At 48.9% G+C, this 17,643-nt stretch carries 14 protein-coding genes, 1 pseudogene and 1 CRISPR repeat array; of the genes and pseudogenes, 12 read left to right on the forward strand and 3 right to left on the reverse strand.

Going from position 1 to position 17,643, the window contains the following annotated elements; all coding sequences use genetic code 11:
* Window positions 1-4 precede the first annotated feature (4 nt).
* Genes JD108_RS08715 through JD108_RS08725 form a run of 3 tightly spaced genes read right to left on the reverse strand, consistent with a single transcriptional unit; the run spans window position 5 to window position 2,847 of the window.
* A complete protein-coding gene (locus tag JD108_RS08715; protein WP_198829441.1) occupies window positions 5-202 on the reverse strand; it encodes a hypothetical protein in 198 nt (65 codons plus the stop codon).
* Window positions 199-1,395, reverse strand: coding sequence for a Ger(x)C family spore germination protein (locus JD108_RS08720; protein ID WP_198829442.1), 1,197 nt, complete (start codon window positions 1,393-1,395; stop codon window positions 199-201). Before JD108_RS08720 ends, JD108_RS08715 begins: the two co-directional genes overlap by 4 nt.
* Before the next feature lie 3 nt (window positions 1,396-1,398).
* Window positions 1,399-2,847, reverse strand: coding sequence for a spore germination protein (locus JD108_RS08725; protein ID WP_198829443.1), 1,449 nt, complete (start codon window positions 2,845-2,847; stop codon window positions 1,399-1,401).
* 273 nt (window positions 2,848-3,120) lie between these two features.
* Between JD108_RS08725 and JD108_RS08730 the strand changes: the two genes are divergently transcribed.
* From JD108_RS08730 to cas2 (JD108_RS08785), 12 genes and pseudogenes are all read left to right on the forward strand, one after another.
* Window positions 3,121-3,360, forward strand: coding sequence for a spore coat associated protein CotJA (locus tag JD108_RS08730; RefSeq protein ID WP_198829444.1), 240 nt, complete (start codon window positions 3,121-3,123; stop codon window positions 3,358-3,360).
* The gene (locus JD108_RS08735; protein ID WP_198829445.1) at window positions 3,357-3,626 is read left to right on the forward strand and encodes a spore coat protein CotJB; all 270 of its coding nucleotides are present in this window, start codon (window positions 3,357-3,359) and stop codon (window positions 3,624-3,626) included. Before JD108_RS08730 ends, JD108_RS08735 begins: the two co-directional genes overlap by 4 nt.
* A 21-nt stretch (window positions 3,627-3,647) precedes the next feature.
* Window positions 3,648-4,217 carry a manganese catalase family protein gene (locus JD108_RS08740; protein ID WP_198829446.1) on the forward strand — a complete coding sequence of 190 codons (570 nt, stop codon included), beginning with the start codon at window positions 3,648-3,650 and terminating at the stop codon, window positions 4,215-4,217.
* A 229-nt stretch (window positions 4,218-4,446) separates the two neighbouring features.
* Entirely contained in the window at window positions 4,447-6,870 is a 2,424-nt protein-coding gene (gene cas3 / locus JD108_RS08745) for a CRISPR-associated helicase Cas3' (RefSeq protein WP_198829447.1), read from the forward strand.
* Window positions 6,871-7,076: 206 nt separating this feature from the next.
* Window positions 7,077-7,805: a type I-C CRISPR-associated protein Cas5c gene (cas5c, locus tag JD108_RS08750; RefSeq protein WP_198829448.1), complete on the forward strand. Its 729-nt coding sequence runs from the start codon at window positions 7,077-7,079 to the stop codon at window positions 7,803-7,805.
* Entirely contained in the window at window positions 7,802-9,718 is a 1,917-nt protein-coding gene (gene cas8c / locus JD108_RS08755) for a type I-C CRISPR-associated protein Cas8c/Csd1 (protein WP_198829449.1), read from the forward strand. Before cas5c ends, cas8c begins: the two co-directional genes overlap by 4 nt.
* Window positions 9,715-10,581 carry a type I-C CRISPR-associated protein Cas7/Csd2 gene (cas7c, locus tag JD108_RS08760; RefSeq protein ID WP_198829450.1) on the forward strand — a complete coding sequence of 289 codons (867 nt, stop codon included), beginning with the start codon at window positions 9,715-9,717 and terminating at the stop codon, window positions 10,579-10,581. The genes cas8c and cas7c overlap by 4 nt, the downstream gene beginning before the upstream one ends.
* The gene (cas4, locus tag JD108_RS08765; protein WP_198829451.1) at window positions 10,568-11,227 is read left to right on the forward strand and encodes a CRISPR-associated protein Cas4; all 660 of its coding nucleotides are present in this window, start codon (window positions 10,568-10,570) and stop codon (window positions 11,225-11,227) included. The genes cas7c and cas4 overlap by 14 nt, the downstream gene beginning before the upstream one ends.
* Entirely contained in the window at window positions 11,224-12,255 is a 1,032-nt protein-coding gene (gene cas1c / locus JD108_RS08770; protein ID WP_198829452.1) for a type I-C CRISPR-associated endonuclease Cas1c, read from the forward strand. Before cas4 ends, cas1c begins: the two co-directional genes overlap by 4 nt.
* Before the next feature lie 8 nt (window positions 12,256-12,263).
* Complete coding sequence (cas2, locus tag JD108_RS08775; protein ID WP_198829453.1) at window positions 12,264-12,554, forward strand: CRISPR-associated endonuclease Cas2; 291 nt, start codon at window positions 12,264-12,266, stop codon at window positions 12,552-12,554.
* A 181-nt stretch (window positions 12,555-12,735) separates the two neighbouring features.
* Window positions 12,736-16,081: a CRISPR direct-repeat array (repeat unit 33 nt; unit sequence GTCGCACTCTGTATGGAGTGCGTGGATTGAAAC).
* An 8-nt stretch (window positions 16,082-16,089) separates the two neighbouring features.
* Window positions 16,090-16,569, forward strand: a pseudogene (cas1, locus tag JD108_RS08780) (CRISPR-associated endonuclease Cas1); the annotation flags it as partial.
* Window positions 16,570-16,588: 19 nt separating this feature from the next.
* Window positions 16,589-16,879: a CRISPR-associated endonuclease Cas2 gene (gene cas2, locus JD108_RS08785; protein WP_407649428.1), complete on the forward strand. Its 291-nt coding sequence runs from the start codon at window positions 16,589-16,591 to the stop codon at window positions 16,877-16,879.
* The last annotated feature ends 764 nt before the right edge of the window (window positions 16,880-17,643 follow it).

A 17,643-nucleotide genomic window follows, 5' to 3' on the forward strand; every position in this document is an offset into this window, starting at 1 on the left:
TTCTCTATCCGTTAAGCCACTCCAATATCCAGGGAATGGGACGAAACGGATGTTTAGCCGAATTGATATAGATCCACATCAGCTCACTAAGCAGCAAGAAAGCGATCCCTGACCAGCGTGTCAGCGCTGAGCCGGATTTGATCGCTTGCCACTCGGACAAAAAGAGCGAGAGAAGAATGATAACCCCTAACACTAGATTCATTTTTGCTCCTTCTCCTGCGGGTTGATGGGCTTGGCAAAAATACCTGCATTTTCAATCTCCACTTGTGCGCGAACGATCAGTTTTGTACGGGGATAGATGCGCTCCCAATCTCCCTTGATGCGTTTCCATGCGGCGGGATCATCTCTCGAGATGCTCTCGCCGATTCCAATGGGATCGGCACCCAGGGCCTGTGCCTGTTTCACGCCTTTTTTTACGAGACGCTCCACCTCTTGGGAGACCAGCTTTTTGAGAAGATCCTGGTCCTTGACAAAAGGATAGGGGGATGTATTTTCCGAGACAATGCAGATCAAACGGAAATCCAGTACCGCGGTGACATCCCTGCCAGTGACCCTCGTTTTTTTCGATATCTGTTGATTGGTGATCACCACATTTACCGTTGCCTCTCCGTCCTCTACCTTGATCGTGAGAGAGGGGTGTCTGTACATGTCCATGGCAAGTCCGAGGCCTTTTGCTTCCTCGTCTTTGACGAATCCGGCCAATTTATTCCGGCTGTTGAATAAAGCAATGCCTTCCAGCGATAGGGTTTGAGCCGTCTCCTCGGGGGAGTCGGCAGAGTGAAGGGGAACCAGGGCAATGTACGGAGCGGAAGGATCGACCCCGTCGGTTAGCATCGCTTGATAAACGGTCTTTATAGGCGTAGGCTGGCGCAAGGAGAGCTGGATCAGCTCTCTGACCGCCTCCGCAGGATATTGCTCGACCGGTGTCTGCGTGCCGAGCGTCTTCTGTGCCGAGCCTTCTGTAATGACCAGCAAAGAAGACAAGCGTTTTTGCGGAACGCGCCCCAATGTGTCGAGAATGGGATCGATGCCTGCCTTTGCCGCTTGTTCGCCGATCAGGATGATCCGTCGGTGGGAAAAATTCAACCGCCGGGAAAGACGATTCTGCACCTGTGCGTTCGCCTCTTGGAGGGAAGTGGCGACGCCCACTCTCTGGTGCCAGGATTTTGAGCCTGAAGTGCCGCCGCCGCCGCCCTGGCTGCCCGCTCCTCCCATCTGGCTGGGGAGGGGGAATTGCACGGTTACCATGTACTTATCTTCCTGCTTGTCTATCGCCGTCCCCGTCACAATCGCCATATCATTAATCTCCAAGCGGTCCCAGCAGCCTCCCAGCAAGAGGGACAACAACACGACGAGGATACCCATACGTTTCATCGGCAGTGCATGCGGTCGCATCTCTCATCCATTCTCCGTTTCCGAATTCATTCTTTGACTGGTTTCTCCGGTGAGGGACACAGGTCTTGTTTTCATTCTCCCCCGCGGTGCCCGGATGAAGATATCTTTCAAGTCTCGCGAATGAAAAGGGGCAATCCCCGACAGATAAGGAACGCCAAAAGATTGCAACCGCGAGGCGTGGTGGATAATCACGTATACACCGGCTACGATGCCGACGAGCCCCAGCGTGCCGGCTAGCAGCATAAGCGGGAAGCGCAGCAGGCGGATCGAGATGGCGAGATTGAAACGAGGCATCGTAAACGAAGCGATCCCGGTCATGGCGACCACGATCACCATCGGGGCCGAGACGATCCCCGCTTGCACCGCCGCCTGGCCGATGACCAGCGCCCCCAAAATACTGACGGCTTGCCCTACGGTTTTGGGGAGACGGACGCCCGCTTCCCGCAATGCTTCGAAAGAGATCTCCATGATCAGCGCCTCTACCAAAACGGGAAAGGGAATGGCTTCCCGGGCAGCGGCGATGCTCAACAACAGGCTTGTCGGCAGCATTTCCGGGTGAAACGTAATCGTGGCAATATAGAACGATGGCAAAAACAGCGCAAGGAGCATCAGAGCAAACCGCAGCATGCGGAGAAAATTGGTAAAGACATAGCGTTCGTAGTAATCCTCACTCGCTTGCATCAATTGCCAAAAGGTGGCAGGGGCGATCAGCGCAAACGGCGTCCCGTCCACCAGAATGGCGAATCTCCCCTCCAGCAGCTGTCCGGCCGCGGTATCCGGCCGCTCCGTATATTGAAATTGCGGAAAGGGCGAAGAGGGATGGTCCTCTATGATTTCCTCGAGGTAACTCGTCTCCAGCACGCCATCAATGTCGATGGCCGCCAGCCTTCTTTTGGCTTCCTCAATGATCTCGGGACGGGCCAGCCCCTCCAGATACGTCAGGACGACGGGGGTTTTGGTGCGTCTCCCGATCAAAAAGGAAACCATTTTGAGCTGAGAGCTCCGAATCCGGAAGCGAATCAGCGCGGTATTCGTGCGCAGGTTTTCCGTAAAGCCCTCGCGCGGCCCGCGAATGACCGATTCCGTCGCCGGCTCCTCCACTCCCCGCCGTTCCCCTCCGCGAATGTTCAGGACATAACCTGTGGACAGGCCCTCGCAAAGCAATACGGCACTTCCCGTCAACACCAGATTTTGCACTTCGGCAAGGTCGGCTGTCTTATCCAGGCTGCTCGTCGAAACCTCCGAGATGAGCGCATCGACATTCCTCTCATCGAGCAGGCTTTGCAGGACGCCCTCGCTAATTTGAGTGGCATCTACCAATCCATCGATGAACAGGACCATCGCAGGCCTGTTGTGGACACGCAAAAAACGAAAGACGACATCCGAGCAATCGGAGAATGCCTGTTTCAAAGAGGCGACGTTCCGGGCAAGCTCGGGATGGATCGGGCCCATGGCAGGACTATTTAGATGTAGATGTTCAGGCAGAAGGGGAGAGCGGTCGGATGACGAGGCTGCAGATTTTCTCCATGTTCGATAAAATCGGCGCATGCGGGATATCCACCTGTTTTCTCATGATGCCTATCAGTATGGTCGTCGCAGGGGACAAATAAACAGGCGGAGAGGCAAGAGCAGGAAAAGAAAAGGGCGGGCGCCTATCACCGGACATGGGTGACTGTCATAGAGTGGTAGTGGTTAGTCAATGACCCACACAAGGAGGTTTCATCATTGGACTCCCAGTACCGTGTCTATTTTCCGTATGTCAGCCCGTTCGACCCCTGCCCGCCCCAACGTGTGAAGACATATGTGGTCCCTCCAGAATTGTTTATTCAGTTTCAGCCGCCCAACCTCCCCCAGTTTTCCCCGCGGGAGGCTCTTTTTCACGGCACGCTTTGGCCGGACTTGTACAGTCCTTATGAGGGACGCGGCGACAGGAGCGGCCTTGGCGAAGGGAGGAGAAAAAAATGAACGAACCCAAGCAGGTTGACGAGCGTTACTACCAGCTTATGCACGAGCTCCAGGCGCTGGATTTCGTCCTGGTCGAATTGACGCTCTATCTGGATACGCATAGCGATGATGCAGAGGCGCTGAATCAATTTAATCGAATGGCCGAGCAGCGCTGGAATGTCGCCTGTGAATTTGAGAGGCACTACGGTCCTTTATTGCAATTCGGTCTCAGCTATTCCGGATACCCCTGGCAGTGGAACGATACACCCTGGCCCTGGCAGGTTTAAAGATGAGGAGGAGAACACATCGTGTGGGTATATGAGAAAAAGCTGCAATATCCCGTCCGCGTAAGCAAATGCGATCCGCGCATGGCGAAATTTTTGCTGGAGCAGTACGGCGGTGCGGACGGGGAATTGGCTGCCGCGCTTCGCTATTTAAACCAACGCTATTCCATACCAGACAAGGTGATCGGCCTATTGACGGACATCGGCACGGAAGAATTCGCCCACCTCGAAATGATCGCCACCATGGTCTACAAGCTGACCAAGGACGCCACCCCCGAACAGTTGAAGGAAGCTGGTCTCGGCGATCACTACGCCAATCACGACAAAGCCCTCTTTTATCAAAATGCCTCCGGGGTTCCGTGGACGGCTGCCTACATCCAGGCCAAGGGCGATCCCATCGCCGACCTCTATGAGGATATCGCGGCGGAGGAGAAGGCCCGGGCCACCTACCAGTGGCTGATCGACATGACCGATGACGTGGACCTGCAGGATGGATTGAAATTCTTGAGAGAACGCGAGGTGATCCACTCGCTGCGGTTCAGAGAAGCGGTGGAACTGTTGAAGGAAGAGCAGGGGAGGAAGAAGTTTTTTTGAGATAGGTAAAAATGAGAGAGTGCCGGATAGGGAAAGACTGTCAGTGCATGACGGGCTTTTCCTTTTCTTGTTTGATATAAGGAAATAACGAGAGTAAATGAATTCTTTTTTTGAAGTAATTTGAGTGATTTACAGGAAATTTGTAAATAATTGCCGAATTGTATCATGTAAGACTATATGCCTACTTGGGGTGGTTGCATACATATCAATTGGTAATGAAGGAGGCACTATGGACTATATCGCCCATATTCGTCAGAAGGATGGATGCATCCAAAGTGTGCGCGAGCATTTGGATGGAGTAAAAACCGGATGTGAACAGTTTGGAGAGAAGATCGGTGCCCGCCATCTAGCAGGTTTGGCTGGTTGGTTGCATGACCTCGGGAAAAACACGAAAGGCTTCTTGAAATACATTCAGGAAGCGGCAGCGAATCCAGATGCCCCACCACGAAGAGGTTCAATTGATCATTCTACAGCAGGGGGCAGGTTGCTTTACCGCCGTTATCATCAAAAGGCAAAAACAGTCGAAGACAAACTGGCAGCCGAATGGATCGCGAATTGTATTATTTCTCATCACCAAGGACTAAGGGACTTTCTGGATCCTCAGCTGAACTCCCCATTCATTGAGCGAGTAGCGATGAAAGAGCTGGAGGAATATGAGCGCACAGAATCAGCTTTTTTTGAAATGTATGCGGAGAAAGAGCTTGATCAAAATTTTGCAAAAGCCAAGTCGGAGGTAAAGCATTTTTTGCATGTGATCCAAAACCAAAAACTGCCCTCGATAACTGTCTCGCTGTTGATCAAGTACATTTTCAGTTGTTTAATCGATGCGGACCGAACAGATTCGAGGCAGTTTGAAGAAGAGGAAAAGTCAGAGGAAGTCTTTGATAGTAAGGCTTTTTTCACCCAGAGCTACGAGAAGTTAATGAGCAGAATAATGGATCTGGAACAAGGGGATGACGCCGACCATCCGATCAACCGCTTGCGAAGCGAAATGTCCAGGCAATGTGAAGAATTTGCGAGGCGACCTTCCGGAATCTATACGTTGTCAATCCCTACTGGAGGAGGCAAGACGCTGGCAAGTCTGCGCTATGCCCTTGCACATGCCAAAAGATGGGGAAAAGAAAGGATTATCTTTATCGTTCCCTACACCACGATTATCGAGCAGAATGCCAGTGAGATTAGGGGAATTTTGGATGATCACGGGATGATTCTCGAGCACCATTCTAATGTAATCGAAGAGTACGATCTTGACGACGATAACGATTATATTCGGAAGAAAAAGATCCGGCTGGCTAGAGACAATTGGGATCGGCCCATTATTTTTACCACGATGGTACAGTTTCTAAACACTTTCTATGCCAAAGGCACACGCAATATCCGAAGAATGCATCGCATGACGAATGCTGTTCTGATCTTCGACGAGGTACAATCCGTTCCGGCCAAATGTATTTCCTTGTTTAATGCAGCCCTAAACTTTTTGCATATTTTCGGCCGCTCAAGTCTGGTTCTTTGTACAGCTACGCAGCCTGCACTTGATTTTGTCAAACATAAGCTCCGACTGTCCGAACAAGGTGAAATGATTGCAAACTTGGATGAGGTGAGCAGGAGCTTTAAGAGGGTGGAAATAGTCGACCGTACAACTCCGCTAGGTTGGAGAACGGAGGAACTCGCAGCTTTTATTCAGGAGAGACTGGAAGAAGCCCCCAGGATTCTGGTTATTCTGAATACGAAAGCGGCGGTGCGAAAACTATTTGTCCAATTGGAACAGAGCGATTGGGTGGAAGAGAACGGTGTGCGTTTGTTTCACTTGAGTACAAATATGTGTCCCGCGCATCGCAAGGATGTGTTAACAGAAGTGAAGCAGGCGCTATCGAATAATGAACGAGTCATCTGCGTCAGTACGCAGCTGATTGAAGCGGGTGTAAACATCAGTTTTGATTGTGTAATTCGATCTTTGGCTGGTCTCGATTCGATTGCACAGGCAGCGGGTAGGTGCAATCGGCATGGGAAAGATGCGGTTCGGAATGTGTATGTGATCAAGTCCGCAGATGAAGTGCTGACCAGGCTGCCCGAAATTCGCATTGGAGCGGAGAAAACAGAACGTCTGCTGTTCGAAATTCAAAAAGAGCCGGAACGTTTTGGTCATGATTTGCTTTCGGGAGCAGCACTAAATACATATTTCCAATACTATTACGCTCACATCAAAGACGAGCTGCACTATCCGATCAAAGAGCTGGAGAAGAACCTTTTTGATTTGCTTGGCACCAATCGAGACTATCACGCAGCTTATGAGCGTAAACACGGAAGCATTCCGGAAACTCTTACTCGAGCGTCATTTGCGACTGCCGAAAAACATTTTGAGGTAATTGCCAACGGCGCTACATCAGTGCTTGTACCTTACAATACAGATGCGGAGAATATCATTTTGACATTAAATGGGGAACTTGATTCCCGGGAGTTGGGGGAGCTTTTGCAAAAATCGCAGCAATATGTAGTCAATCTTTATCAGCATGAATTGAAGAAGCTGGAGAAAAACGGGGATATTTATCCTCTTCTTCACGGTCATGTTCTCGCTTTACGCGAAGTCGCGTATTCGGATCGTTTCGGTGTTGAAACAGAGGGAGAGGGCGAATGGACGATGGCGCTCATATAGTGAAAAAGGAAAAACCCGCTTAGGGCGGGTCTTTTCCACAAATGATGATGTACAAATTTCAATCCACGCTTTTTAGCGACAAAAAGAGTGTAACACAGGGAGGCAGTCCCAGACAATTTATCAAGTTAGCATTGCCTTTATTTGGATATTAGGGTATGCTTTTTTTGAAGAAGATAAATTATTATATACAAGAAGGTGGTGAATGAATGAGGAACCAATTGGAGTTTGAAGTGTTTGGAAGCTATGCCCTTTTTAGTGATCCGGTAACAAAAATAGGTGGTGAAAAATTTTCTTACCAAGTACCTACGTACCAATCAATCAAGGGGATAGTTGAATCCATATATTGGAAACCATCTCTTCTTTGGTACATTGATGAAGTTCGCATTATGAACCCCATCCAGACGGAATCCAAAGGAGTACGTCCGATAGACTACACCAAAGGAGGGAATACGCTGGCTTATTATACGTATCTGCGTAACCCGCGGTACCAGGTGCGTTGCCATTTCGAATTTAACCCTCATCGCAAGGACCTGATATATGACCACAACGAACATAAGCACCATAACATTGCGAAGAGGGCCTTGCAAGCAGGAGGACGCAGGGATATTTTTCTCGGTTCCCGTGAATGTCAGGGTTATGTAGAACCATGTGTTTTTGGCGAGGGAAAAGGCTTTTATGATGAGGTTCCTGAAGTAGATTTTGGCTTGATGGTACATGGGATCAGCTACCCTGATGAGACGGGGAAAAAGGAACGGGAAACACGCTTGTGGCGGGCCAAGATGCAATATGGCGTGATTCGTTTTATCCGTCCGGAGGAATGCACACTTGTTCGCAAAACAGGTGAAGGATTCATGAAGTCATTTGATTCCACAAATATGGAGTCAGTAGATGTTTTGTATGAAGAATGGTTCCCAAGAGGAGGAGGTAGTGAATGAGCTGGCTCGCTACTCTGAATCAGACGTATGAGAACCATGCGCACGTCATCGGTCAATTTGAAAAAAAAGCTAATGATCGGGAGTACGCGTTAATCCCTGTCTCTCATACGACTCAAAGTGCGCATATTGAGGTAATCCTCGACGGACAAGGTAATTTTATCACGGCCAAAGTGATCGACAAGAGCGAGGCGAGCACGATTATTCCCTGTACCGAGGCTTCCGCAAGCCGAACTAGCGCTCCGGTGCCACACCCTCTGTTTGACAAGCTCATATATGTGGCTGGTGACTATACCCGTTATTGCGGTGAAGGAAAAGGAACACCACATGCAGATTACATGGAGCAATTGCTTTCCTGGTGCGAATCCCCCGCAGCACATCCCAAGGTGAAAAGTGTATACACATACCTGAGCAAAGGAACGTTAATGGCTGATTTGATTCGGGAGAAGGTGCTTTGGGTCGATGAGCAGGAAAAACTGATCGAAAAGTGGACGCCGACGCTGGAAGAGAAGTACGGAGAGAGACCTGAGATTTTCAAAGTGATTGCTTCCGATCAAAGTGCCGCTTTTGTCAGATTTGCCGTACAAATTCCGGGTGAAGCAGAATCACGACTGTGGCGTGATCCGTCTGTGCAACAATCTTTCGTTCAATTTTACGATAGATTGTTATCGGAAAGAGATTTGTGTTACGTAACAGGGGAACATCTCCCTTATGCAGACAAGCACGCCTCCCGCATCCGAAACTCCGCTGACAAGTCCAAGCTGATATCTGCCAACGATACGAGTGGATTTACTTTTCGCGGGAGATTTCGAAACAGCCGAGATGCTGTGTCGATTAGTTACGAAGTATCCCAGAAAGCGCATAACGCTCTAAAATGGCTGATTGATCGACAGGGGTTTATTGTGGACGGCAAGGTTTTTCTGGTATGGGGTCCGGATAGATTAGAAGTACCGGATCCTTTCGGTGACACATTCAGTTTGTACCAGGATGAGGAGGAGGCAAGCGGCGATCTGGCTCACAAAGAGTATGCAAATCAGATCCGTCGTGCGATCGGTGGCTACCGATTTGACGGCGACTACAAGGCAAAAGTCATTATCATGGTGCTGGATGCGGCTACACCAGGCAGAATGTCGATCGTCTACTACCGTGATTTGAATAAAGAACTCTTCCTCGATCGCTTGCAACAGTGGCATGAAACATGCCTGTGGCTGCATCGTTATCGAAAAGATGGAGAGAACCGGACGATATCGTTTCTAGGAGCACCTTCATCACGAGACATTGCTTTTGCTGCGTATGGTCCAAGAGCCAGTGATAAAATCGTCAAGGTATTAATCGAAAGAATGCTGCCATCGATTATTGATGGAGCGAAAATACCACTGGATATCGTGCGAAGTGCTGTCAACCGCGCCTCTAATCCGGTAGGGATGGAAGAGTGGGAATGGGAAAAAACACTGAGCATAACTTGTGCTTTAGTAAACAAAACCTATGAAAAGGAGGGCTTTACAGTGGGATTAGATACCGCAAATAAGGATCGGAGTTATTTATTCGGCAGAATGCTAGCCATAGCCGATGTGCTGGAAAGAAGGGCGCTGGGGCGTGATGAGAAGCGTGCTACCAATGCTATACGCTATATGAATGCCTTTGCGCAAAGACCGGGGCGCACCTGGACCATTATCCAGTCAAATCTTCAGCCTTATCAGGCCAGAATGGGCACAGACGCGGGGTATTATAATCGCTTACTGGATGAAGTCGGATCGCAACTCAAGGCGGAACATTTTACAGATCGACCGTTAAGCGGTTTGTACTTGCTCGGATTTTACAGTCAACGTCATGAATTATACAAGAGTAAGAAGGAGAAAGATTCGGAAGCTGAACAAATAAACGAAAATTATGAAATGGGAGAGGATGTACAATGAGTACACTTGATCACAAAATTGATTTTGCCGTTGTTCTGTCTGTCCGTAACGCCAATCCCAATGGTGATCCGCTAAATGGAAACCGCCCGCGGCAGAATTACGATGGACGTGGTGAGATCTCGGATGTGTGCATAAAGAGAAAAATTCGAAACCGCCTGCAAGATATGGGCGAGTCGATTCTGGTGCAGTCCGACGAAAGGCGATCAGACTCCTATCGCAGTATAAAAGATCGCGTAGATGCGAATGAAGAACTCCAGGAATTTGCCAAAGGCAAGAAGCAAAACAATGAATTGTACGCGCAAGTTGCTTGCCAAACGTGGCTGGATGTACGCAGCTTTGGACAAGTCTTTGCTTTTAGCGGCTCGGATGTATCCATTGGCATTCGCGGTCCCGTTTCGATTCATACAGCAGTAAGTATTGATCCCATTGATATTTCGAGTATGCAAATTACCAAAAGCGTGAATGCGGTTACCCCCAAAGACCCCAACAAAAAAAGCTCTGATACCATGGGGATGAAGCATAGAGTCGATTTTGGCGTCTATGTTTTTTACGGTAGCATCAATACCCAATTGGCGGAGAAGACCGGGTTTACGAATGAAGATGCGGAGAAGATCAAGCAGGCATTAATCACCTTGTTTGAAAATGACACCTCTTCCGCACGCCCAGATGGCAGCATGGAGGTACATCGCGTGTACTGGTGGAAGCATAAGTCCAAATTGGGACAATACTCTTCCGCAAAAGTGCACCGCTCTCTTCAGATTCAATTAAAAGAAGGCATTACGGAAGCAAAGTCGGTAGAGGATTATCATTACAGCATTCAACCACTCGAAGGTCTGGAAGTCCAAGAATATGCAGGGCTATAACGAAGAGGACTTTCTGTTGCTTTCCGGGATACAGCACTTCAATTTCTGTAGAAGACAATGGGCGCTCATCCATATTGAACAGCAATGGGAAGAAAATGTTCGTACTTTGGAAGGGGCATATGTACACCGAGTAGCGGATCAACCCTTGCTTCGTGAAAAAAGAGGGGACAAGCTGATCGTCCGTTCTTTGCCGGTCCACTCAAAGCAGTTGGGCATCACAGGTATTTGTGATGTTGTCGAGTTTGTTCTTGATCCTGAAGGGATTTCGCTTGCAGGGGAGGAAGGCTTGTACCTTCCTTACCCTGTTGAATACAAGCGGGGGAAGCCCAAAAAAGATGACTCGGATCGATCCCAGTTAATTGCCCAAATGCTATGTCTTGAGGAAATGTTGGTCTGTGAACTCTCGCTCGGCTATCTCTTTTATGATGAAATCAAACATCGCGTTGAGGTGACTGTTTCTCCCTCGGATAAGGAGCGCGTGAGGACAACCTTGCTGGAAATGCACCACTACTTTCAACGAAATCACACCCCAAAAGTGAAGGTGGGGCCGCACTGCCAAAGCTGTTCCCTGAATCTTGTTTGCTTGCCTGAATTGATGAAACGGAGAACGGTTTCCAGCTTTATTGAAAGCAGGTTAGGCGAATGAAGAAATTACTAAATACATTGTTCGTTACCATACCGGATGCTTATCTGTCCCTGGATGGTGAGAATATCGTTGTCAAAAGTGAAGAGGAGACCTTGGCCCGCTACCCCCTGCATAATTTAGAAGCTGTGTGTACGTTTGGTTATGCAGGGGTAAGTCCGGCCCTAATGGGGGCATGCGCGACAAGAAATATTGCGCTTACATTTATGACGCGAAACGGTCGTTTTCTAGCCAGGGTGATCGGAGAAGACAGAGGGAATGTGGTACTCAGAAAGGAACAGTACCGTATTTCGGATGACGAGAGAAGAAGTGCTCTCGTGGCAAGAAATATGATCCTGGGGAAGATATTTAACAGCAAGTGGATTCTTGAGCGTGCTACACGAGACTATCCCCTCCGGGTTGATGTCGACCGAATAAAGCGAGTGACCGCTTCATTATCCGATGCGATGAAACTCGTTCGCAATGTGGAGGACCTTGAAGTTCTGCGCGGCCTGGAAGGCACCTCTGCTGTGCAATATAACTCTGTTTTTGATGATTTAATTTTACAGCAGAAGGAGCACTTTTCTTTTAACGGGCGCAGCAAACGGCCACCGCTCGATCATGTGAATGCCCTTTTATCTTTCGCCTATACATTGTTGGCGACTGATGTGAAAGCGGCTTTGGAGGCCGTAGGATTGGATGCTTACGTTGGTTTTTTGCATAGAGATCGGCCAGGACGGGCTTCACTAGCCCTCGATATGATGGAAGAACTCAGAGGGGTTTACGCAGACCGAATGGTGCTTTCCTTGATTAACAAGAAGATTATCAATCACAAAGGTTTTTATATGAAAGAAAACGGTGCGGTTCTCATGGACGATGAGACAAGAAAACAAGTACTGAAGGCATGGCAAGAAAGAAAACAAGAAAAAATTATTCACCCATTTTTGCATGAAAAAATCTCCTGGGGACTTGTCCCTTATGCCCAGGCACTGCTCTTGGCCAGGTATATCCGAGGGGATCTGGATGAATATCCGCCATTCTTGTGGAAGTAGGTGGTGACATGTTAGTCCTCATTACTTATGATGTAAACACAACAACCAGTGCAGGTAGGAAACGACTTGCCAAAGTATCGAAAAAATGTTTGGACTATGGACAAAGAGTACAAAATTCTGTGTTTGAATGCATTGTCGATTCGACGCAGTTCCGTCGTTTAAAGTATGAACTGGAAGAATTGATTGATGAGGAAACGGATAGTCTGCGCTTCTATAATCTAGGTGATAAATATAAATCAAAAGTCGAACATGTCGGAGCAAAAGGCTCCTATGACATGGAAGGGCCACTAATTCTGTGAAGTGCGAATGGAAAGCTCCCATGAAAACTATGGGGCCTTCGCACCGAGAATTTTGTCGAAAACAACAAACATTTTACTCGCTTTGGTAAAGTCAACCATAAAATTGATTGTTTTTTTGTGATTTTCTTTTGGAAATGCAAAGATTGATAGATGGACTGTATTAATATATTGCATTTTCGCTGTCGCACTCTGTATGGAGTGCGTGGATTGAAACAGTTTGCGAGCGATCCCCTTCAAGGCCCGAGAGATGTCGCACTCTGTATGGAGTGCGTGGATTGAAACTGGCTTTAATCGATACGAGATAACCGGACCACTGCGTCGCACTCTGTATGGAGTGCGTGGATTGAAACCGCCTCGTTGGCCAGTAGATCGTGACCTCTGCCGTCGCACTCTGTATGGAGTGCGTGGATTGAAACATCATCAACAGTGCGTGCAAACCGATCAGTTCCGGTCGCACTCTGTATGGAGTGCGTGGATTGAAACTATCCAACCCGCTGGGTGCTGATCGCACCAGGAGTCGCACTCTGTATGGAGTGCGTGGATTGAAACATCACATGCACCTTCATTCCTCCGTCCGCATGGAGTCGCACTCTGTATGGAGTGCGTGGATTGAAACCGCCTCGTTGGCCAGTAGATCGTGACCTCTGCCGTCGCACTCTGTATGGAGTGCGTGGATTGAAACCGATTCCGCTCAAAACTTCCCCAAATCTCATAGGGGTCGCACTCTGTATGGAGTGCGTGGATTGAAACCCCGCCTGGTCGATCTGGGCTATCATGTGGAATCGTCGCACTCTGTATGGAGTGCGTGGATTGAAACATCTTGGTCATGAAGTAGACCGCGACAAAGATCGGGTCGCACTCTGTATGGAGTGCGTGGATTGAAACTGTTTCCCGGATACGATGAGATCGGCGGCGGTGGTCGCACTCTGTATGGAGTGCGTGGATTGAAACTGTGGCGATACATTGAAATCGCGGGACTCGATAAGTCGCACTCTGTATGGAGTGCGTGGATTGAAACTCTTTTGGGCGTACTATCGCCAGAACACGGTTGTGGTCGCACTCTGTATGGAGTGCGTGGATTGAAACAGGCCGCCTGTACCGTTCGTGTGGTCACTGAACAGTCGCACTCTGTATGGAGTGCGTGGATTGAAACCCTCATTATCGCGCAGGCCATCCAAGAAACCGGTCGCACTCTGTATGGAGTGCGTGGATTGAAACTTCTTGATAGGTTTCGTCACCATATGCAGATTCAATAGTCGCACTCTGTATGGAGTGCGTGGATTGAAACCTGTTCCTCCGGCCAGTCAACCATCAGCCCCGCGTCGCACTCTGTATGGAGTGCGTGGATTGAAACCTCTTGCTCCGTGGCCTCAAAGTACCGCGCCCGGAGTCGCACTCTGTATGGAGTGCGTGGATTGAAACAATTCCGCCGCGATCCGAACCTCACGCGGGTAGACACGTCGCACTCTGTATGGAGTGCGTGGATTGAAACACCCGGTTCAAAGTGTGCAGCCTGCTGCCGGACTCGTCGCACTCTGTATGGAGTGCGTGGATTGAAACGCTCCAACCCATATTCGGAAGAGTAGGTTTTATGTCGCACTCTGTATGGAGTGCGTGGATTGAAACAGATTCACAATAACAGGTGTAGGTGCAATCACGCGGTCGCACTCTGTATGGAGTGCGTGGATTGAAACATCCTAGAGAACGATGCGATCCCTGTCACCCACAAGTCGCACTCTGTATGGAGTGCGTGGATTGAAACTTGGATGAGTAATAAGGTATACGACGCATTGAAAGTCGCACTCTGTATGGAGTGCGTGGATTGAAACCGATCCGGGATTATCCATTTCTGCAAAATCGGAGTCGCACTCTGTATGGAGTGCGTGGATTGAAACCGTTACTGTTTACAGGTTTGGAAAAACGCTTTGGCGTCGCACTCTGTATGGAGTGCGTGGATTGAAACTATGAGCTTCCGCATGTCATCCGCCCATGCGGCTAGTCGCACTCTGTATGGAGTGCGTGGATTGAAACCATAATGGCAAAGCTAACCCGTGCGGCAATCAATAAGTCGCACTCTGTATGGAGTGCGTGGATTGAAACCAGCAGCGTTTGCACATCTTTTTGCCGGGAGCGAAGTGTCGCACTCTGTATGGAGTGCGTGGATTGAAACTCCCAGAGCGGCGAAAAACTAACGATCGAATTTAAGTCGCACTCTGTATGGAGTGCGTGGATTGAAACCAGCCGAGAATTTCAGCAGCTTCGGCTACGCCAAGTCGCACTCTGTATGGAGTGCGTGGATTGAAACCCTGTTACGCTGGCCGGGTTCACCGCTGTTAACGTCGCACTCTGTATGGAGTGCGTGGATTGAAACTATGACGTGACCGTAAACGAATTCCTCCTTCTCAGGTCGCACTCTGTATGGAGTGCGTGGATTGAAACAGGATCTCATGGGCGTGGTCCTTGGCATTGTTTCCGGTCGCACTCTGTATGGAGTGCGTGGATTGAAATCTCATCATGGGAATCACACCTCCAGCCGGGCCTGAGCGTCGCACTCTGTATGGAGTGCGTGGATTGAAATCTCAGACTTGAGATGGCAGCGTCAAACTCTGCCCTAGTCGCACTCTGTATGGAGTGCGTGGATTGAAATACCCCCGTCATGACTGTCACGGCTTTGCCGTTTGTCGTCGCACTCTGTATGGAGTGCGTGGATTGAAATATCGTTGCACGTTCGTACCCTACATCATGGGCCGCGTCGCACTCTGTATGGAGTGCGTGGATTGAAATTGCCAATGGAGACGGCACTGGAAAAGTTACGCGCGTCGCACTCTGTATGGAGTGCGTGGATTGAAATTCCTTCCCTACTCTGTCTGGATGACAGTTACCAAGTCGCACTCTGTATGGAGTGCGTGGATTGAAATTGCCCCTCCGCCACCAGCTTGTCCGCCGCCTCAAAGTCGCACTCTGTATGGAGTGCGTGGATTGAAATTGCAACGCAGACGTAGACTGATCAGGCGGAAAGTAGTCGCACTCTGTATGGAGTGCGTGGATTGAAATTCCAAAGCGTGGTAGGATTTCCCGGAACCAATAGGTCGCACTCTGTATGGAGTGCGTGGATTGAAATTGTATGGCGGGGCTACGTGCTTGTTTGGCTTTGGCTGGTCGCACTCTGTATGGAGTGCGTGGATTGAAATTTGCGTAAAATCCGCTTGAGAATATCTCGGTCGATTGTCGCACTCTGTATGGAGTGCGTGGATTGAAATAGTTGGCGGCCCGGTGGCTCGTGGCCTTTTTGGAGTCGCACTCTGTATGGAGTGCGTGGATTGAAATTCCAAAGCGTGGTAGGATTTCCCGGAACCAATAGGTCGCACTCTGTATGGAGTGCGTGGATTGAAATTGCTGTCATCATCATGGGTACTTTCTTGGCTTGGTCGCACTCTGTATGGAGTGCGTGGATTGAAATGCTTGTCACAGCATCATATCAGCAAGTTGAAGTTGTCGCACTCTGTATGGAGTGTGTGGATTAAAACTTGTGTAAAAAGAAGCGTTTTATTTAAGAGGCCGCAATCGACGTCCACCTTTGGATCGGGTGAATGCCATGCTTTCTTTTGCTTACAGCCTGTTGCGAACAGAGGTTCAGTCTGCCCTTGAGACAGTCGGGCTTGACCCGGCGGTAGGCTTCCTCCACCGTGATCGCCCGGGAAGACCAAGTCTTGCCCTAGATATGATGGAGGAATTTCGAAGTTATTTAGCTGACAGGTTGGTGCTGACGCTAATAAATCGTCGACAGGTTCACCCGGATGATTTTGTGCGGAAAGAAAATGGAGCGATTCTCCTCAAGGCAGAACTGAAGAAAGAATTAATAACAGCCTGGCAAAAGCGAAAACGTGAAGAAATTCGTCATCCCTTTCTAGACGAGAATATTCCGTTGGGTCTCCTACCTTATAGCCAGGCACTTCTTCTTGCACGACATATTCGCGGAGATTTGGAAGAATATCCACCATTCCTATGGAAGTGAGGGGAAAGAGCAGTTCATGATGGTATTGGTAACGTATGATGTGAACACATCGACTCCTGAAGGAAGAAGACGTTTACGGAAGGTAGCCAAATGCTGTCAGGATTACGGGCAGCGAGTGCAGAATTCTGTGTTTGAATGTCTTGTTGACCCACTCCAGTTTAAACAACTTCAGGTACAGTTAGCCAATGTGATTGACACAAGAACCGATAGCTTACGATATTACAGACTGGGTGCGAATTGGAAAAACCGAGTCGAACACGTAGGAGCTAAAGCTGGGTATGACCCTGAAGGGATTCTATTTTTGGACTGAGTATTCAGAAGTGTAGAATAAAAGCGCGAACCTCAAGCGTACACGAAAATCCTGGGAGGTTCGCGAACCGCGCCAGGTATGATTTTCGTTTGGGGTAAGATGATCCATGATAGAAGTCTTGGTTTCCTCATAAGACGGTTCGCGGAAATGGTTGTAAAAAGCCTTTCGTATCAATGTTTTTAAGATATGCTGTCGCTCCTTGCACAGGAGCGTGGATTGAAACTCCCCACAATTGGCAATTTAACCATATGAGAATCGTAGGTCGCTCCTTGCACAGGAGCGTGGATTGAAACCCGGAGATATTAACTCCCGCACATTTGGTTCCGGTCGCTCCTAGCACAGGACCGTGGATTAAAACACCCTTAACAGTCCGCCATACGAAAGCTCATCTTCATCGCATACGACGGCGTGAAATGGAACACGTAAAACAACAGAATCTTGAAAGAGACAGTCATTTTGTATGGTGGCTCTTTTTGCTCTTCTCACCTTTCCAATAAGCGAGGCTAAGGCGGTAAGCATCATTGATCTCCCCTTCCCATTTTGGCCCGAGTTGGTATTGGCCGAACACGCTAATTTTCTTTGGTAGGATGGGCGATGAACCCCGTTGGCAAGGATATCTCCGGTGATGTTTACACGGTACCCTTCCTACTCGGAATAGAAAACGAAATATCACTCAAAACTCCCTACTATGTAACTTGAAACATGAACGTTATAATGAGCTTACTGCATATTTCTTTCAGTGAAGCTTCATGCGATCTGCTGCA

The sequence above is a fragment of the Brevibacillus composti genome (genome assembly GCF_016406105.1).
Classification (GTDB): domain Bacteria; phylum Bacillota; class Bacilli; order Brevibacillales; family Brevibacillaceae; genus Brevibacillus; species Brevibacillus composti.

Excerpts from the sequence above, each read along its gene's own strand:
- JD108_RS08715 (WP_198829441.1), bottom strand. The coding sequence starts at position 202 with ATGAATCTAGTGTTAGGGGTTATCATTCTTCTCTCGCTCTTTTTGTCC.
- JD108_RS08720 (WP_198829442.1), bottom strand. The coding sequence starts at position 1,395 with ATGCGACCGCATGCACTGCCGATGAAACGTATGGGTATCCTCGTCGTG.
- JD108_RS08725 (WP_198829443.1), bottom strand. The coding sequence starts at position 2,847 with ATGGGCCCGATCCATCCCGAGCTTGCCCGGAACGTCGCCTCTTTGAAA.
- JD108_RS08735 (WP_198829445.1), top strand. The coding sequence starts at position 3,357 with ATGAACGAACCCAAGCAGGTTGACGAGCGTTACTACCAGCTTATGCAC.
- cas3 (WP_198829447.1), top strand. The coding sequence starts at position 4,447 with ATGGACTATATCGCCCATATTCGTCAGAAGGATGGATGCATCCAAAGT.
- cas5c (WP_198829448.1), top strand. The coding sequence starts at position 7,077 with ATGAGGAACCAATTGGAGTTTGAAGTGTTTGGAAGCTATGCCCTTTTT.
- cas8c (WP_198829449.1), top strand. The coding sequence starts at position 7,802 with ATGAGCTGGCTCGCTACTCTGAATCAGACGTATGAGAACCATGCGCAC.
- cas7c (WP_198829450.1), top strand. The coding sequence starts at position 9,715 with ATGAGTACACTTGATCACAAAATTGATTTTGCCGTTGTTCTGTCTGTC.
- cas4 (WP_198829451.1), top strand. The coding sequence starts at position 10,568 with ATGCAGGGCTATAACGAAGAGGACTTTCTGTTGCTTTCCGGGATACAG.
- cas1c (WP_198829452.1), top strand. The coding sequence starts at position 11,224 with ATGAAGAAATTACTAAATACATTGTTCGTTACCATACCGGATGCTTAT.
- cas2 (WP_198829453.1), top strand. The coding sequence starts at position 12,264 with ATGTTAGTCCTCATTACTTATGATGTAAACACAACAACCAGTGCAGGT.
- cas2 (WP_407649428.1), top strand. The coding sequence starts at position 16,589 with ATGGTATTGGTAACGTATGATGTGAACACATCGACTCCTGAAGGAAGA.